Here is a 3,578-nt window from a genome sequence, read left to right as displayed (position 1 = left end):
CCCATCTCCCCCTCTCCCCCTCTCCCCCTCTCCCCATCTCCCCATCTCCCCATCTCCCCATCTCCCCATCCCCCCATCTCCCCATCCCCCCACACTCTCTCTACCATTACTATGCACCACCACCCTCAATCTTAACTGGAATGACTATACTTCTAGTGGAATTTTTTTGTTACCTTTGATCGCTTTATCTATTTGATAGCCTCAGTATAAATAGACTTTATTCAAATTAGATGATAGGATTATTGTCAATATAACTTAAGGATAATATCGATGAAAATTCAGAAACTAGAGTATCGCGATCGCAACTATGATTTGCATCTTGAACCTGTTGAATTCTCACGTAATATTACTTTGCTTGTGGGTGTTTCTGGTGCAGGTAAAACTCAAATAATTCGTTCTATTTTATCTCTCAAAAAAATTGCTAATGGTGACTCATTAAATGGAGTCTATTGGGATATTACTTTTTTAACCAAAGATAATATATCCTACCGTTGGAAAGGAGAATTTGAAAATGTAGAGGGATTCAAGATAAAAATAAATAATTCTGAGGAAGAAGATAATTTTAAACTCATCTCTGAACATCTTTATAAAAATGAGGAAATTATTATTGAAAGGGACTCAGAAAAAATCATATTTGTAGGCAATCGTATTCCAAAGTTATCGCCTTTTCAAAGTATAGTGGAATTATTGAATCAAGAAGAAGATATTAGGCCTGTTCAGGAAGAAATTAATAAAATTATAGTCACACAACCAAGCAAAGCTTTTGAAGGAATTTGGCGAATACCTATTTCTGTAATAGGAAAATATGAAAATTGTTCTGTCAGGGATATTCAAGAAAGCGATCTTCCTGTTTTTATTAAATTATCTTTAGTTTATCGATATTTGCCAGAAAGCTTTGAAAAAATCAAAGATAAATTTATAGAAATATTCAATCAAGTTGAAGATATTAAAATAGAATCACCATTTACTGATAATGAAATTCCTGAACCATTTACCGATATTTTTAGAGGAGCTACGGTTGTTTATCTGAAAGAAAAAAGAGTATTTGATTGGATTTCACAAAATAACATTTCTTCAGGAATGTTTAAAACATTAATGTATATTAGTGAGTTATATTTATCGCCAGAGGGAAGTGTCATATTAATTGATGAGTTTGAAAATAGTTTAGGAGTGAATTGTATTGATAGTGTCACCGATTTAATATTAGAGAATAAAACAGTACAATTTATTATTACTAGCCATCATCCATATATCATCAATAATATCGGAACTAAATATTGGAAAATAGTCACTCGTCAAGGTAACAAAATAGAGGTAAAAGAGCCTGAAGATTTGGGAATTTCAAAATCAAGACATCAAGGCTTTATCGATCTAATCAATGTGCTTGAAGAATCTCCCGAAGAGGTAGAAGCATAATGAATATTTATTTTCTGTTAGAAGGAAGAAGTACAGAAAAAAAGATTTATACTTCTTGGCTTAACTATCTTTTACCCGAACTAACAAAAGTAAAATATTATCATCAAGTAGACAAATATAACTATTGTTTATTTAGTTATAATGGTTATCCCGCAGTGATTCATAAAGGCATTCCTGATGCTATAAAAAAAATTCAAGAAATAGGCAAATATAATTACCTTGTCATTTGTATAGATGCTGAAGAGGAAACTGTAGAAAATAAAATAAAGGAAATAGACGATTTTATTGTTCAAAATAACCTCAACCTAGAACTAGGAAACGTGAAATTTATTCCCATTATTCAAAACCGATGTATAGAAACCTGGCTTTTAGGTAATAGAAAAATATTCAACTCTAGGCAACCTTTACAAAAGCCTCTATTAGATTATGTGAAATATTATGATGTATCTATTGAAAACCCTGAATTAATGGGTAATTATAGTCAAGATTATAATCATGCAGAATTTCATTATTTATACCTCAAAGAAATATTTTCAGCTAGGAATAGTAGTTATAGTAAAAAATTACCTAGAGATGCTCAAAATAAATCTTATTTAGACGAGTTAATCAAGAGAGTGGAAGACGACACAGAACATTTAAAGACCTTTCAAAACTTTATAAATTTTTGCTGGATGATTAAGCAACAATTATCTTAATTCAGAAAAGCAGAAGGGTTTCTTCTAATTTCAACCTAACTCTATACACAAACGATGCTACCGGACATGATATCATTTTTTCAACTCTATTAACCGAAAAGCTGGTACAATTTCGGGACCTAAAATTGCTCAAACCAATATCAGTCAATACGCGTGATATTTATTCAGCAAACCCTAAGTAGGGTTTGCGCTCAAAAGTCTTTTTTTCAGAGGAGGAGCCAGAATTTCCGTAATGCGAGCTAGCTGAATGCTTACGTATGATATTTTGTCCGGATAAGAGCACAAACAAAAAACTTTCTCTTTCTACGACTCTTTCTTCTTCTTTCTTCCCTCTTGACTCCTAAAGAATTAAGATTAATATCATACACTAATATCATGTCCGGTAGCATCGGAGCGTGCATAAAATTAAGTTGACACTCTTGAGAAAACCTTCTGCCTCCTGCCTCCTGCCTTCGGACCACCAAAGTCTAATTATTCAACCGGACATGATATAACTTACCAACGCCCAAATCTTAAACAGGAGATTTCTATGGAAATATATATTGAAAGTAGAGGCTTTTCTCAAGATGATGATTATCGTTGGCTAAAAATTACTGAAGACAGTCAAGCTAGAATAGAGAAACAAGATTTACCTACTATTATTCAAGAAGCTACTCAACTAATTGATAGTGAATCTGCTTCAGTAGTTTTGAGTCGAAAAAATAATAGCTTACTGTGCTTATTAACAGATATTGAACCAGTAGAACGAGTAGATTTTGCCGATCGCCAGATTCGGATTTCTATAGCTTGGGTAACCTCAGATTCTCCAAATAATGAAAGAATTTTACGAATGTTGGCTGCTGCGGCTTTAAATACAGAAGAAAGACAACATTTTACAGTAGAAATTAGTCAAGCTGTAAGTTTAGGAGGAGAGCTTGGTTTTCAAGTTGATTTTCAGCATATACAAAAATTAACTAATACTGAACAAACTCAAAAAATACTCCAAGATAAGTTGCCAAATACAACTAAAAAAATTGCCGAAACTTCACCCCAACGTCAACAGGAATTAGCTGTGGAATTGAAAGAATATCGCTTGCCAACTCAACAGGGTTTAATTGTAGTTGTAACAGGAATAAAAAAAGAGCAAACTTTAATTGATGCTGATATTTGGCGTGGTTTATCTAGTTTAGTCTTATCTTCAGATTGGCAGATTGTTCATCGTACCTTGCCAGACAAAAATCTTGCCAATAAATTATTCAAATACTTCAATAACTTGATAATTATTATTGGAGTTATTAGTGCTGTATCTTTATTAGCTAAGACTTTAAATTTTTTCTAACCCACATTCCGCACTTCAAGAACGTATCATTAAAAGTAGTATATAAATTTGTATCTTGGTAGGTGTTTATACTATGCAAATCATCTCAATTACTTTTTTCGTTCATCAAATTCCGAGTAAAAAATTTACGCATAAATACTTCTTTGATT

3 protein-coding genes are annotated in these 3,578 nt (G+C 32.5%); all 3 read left to right on the top strand.

From position 1 onward, the window contains the following. Positions 1-270: 270 nt before the first annotated feature. The 3 genes from F6K54_RS41880 to F6K54_RS41870 all read left to right on the top strand — a co-directional run bounded on the left by F6K54_RS41880 (position 271) and on the right by F6K54_RS41870 (position 3,429). Complete coding sequence (locus F6K54_RS41880) at positions 271-1,416, top strand: AAA family ATPase (RefSeq protein WP_293090400.1); 1,146 nt, start codon at positions 271-273, stop codon at positions 1,414-1,416. Beyond that, the gene (locus tag F6K54_RS41875; protein ID WP_293090399.1) at positions 1,416-2,111 is read left to right on the top strand and encodes a hypothetical protein; all 696 of its coding nucleotides are present in this window, start codon (positions 1,416-1,418) and stop codon (positions 2,109-2,111) included. The genes F6K54_RS41880 and F6K54_RS41875 overlap by 1 nt, the downstream gene beginning before the upstream one ends. 529 nt (positions 2,112-2,640) lie before the next feature. After that, positions 2,641-3,429 carry a hypothetical protein gene (locus F6K54_RS41870; protein ID WP_293090398.1) on the top strand — a complete coding sequence of 263 codons (789 nt, stop codon included), beginning with the start codon at positions 2,641-2,643 and terminating at the stop codon, positions 3,427-3,429. Positions 3,430-3,578: the final 149 nt, after the last annotated feature.

It is taken from the genome of Okeania sp. SIO3B5, from assembly GCF_010692555.1.
Classification (GTDB): Bacteria; Cyanobacteriota; Cyanobacteriia; order Cyanobacteriales; family Microcoleaceae; genus Okeania.
The sequence above is the reverse complement of the archived record's forward strand: the minus strand, read 5'-3'. Positions and strand labels throughout refer to the sequence as shown.

Bases quoted from the DNA above. Each gene is read 5' to 3' on its own strand.
- F6K54_RS41880 (WP_293090400.1), top strand. From the start codon at position 271: ATGAAAATTCAGAAACTAGAGTATCGCGATCGCAACTATGATTTGCAT.
- F6K54_RS41875 (WP_293090399.1), top strand. From the start codon at position 1,416: ATGAATATTTATTTTCTGTTAGAAGGAAGAAGTACAGAAAAAAAGATT.
- F6K54_RS41870 (WP_293090398.1), top strand. From the start codon at position 2,641: ATGGAAATATATATTGAAAGTAGAGGCTTTTCTCAAGATGATGATTAT.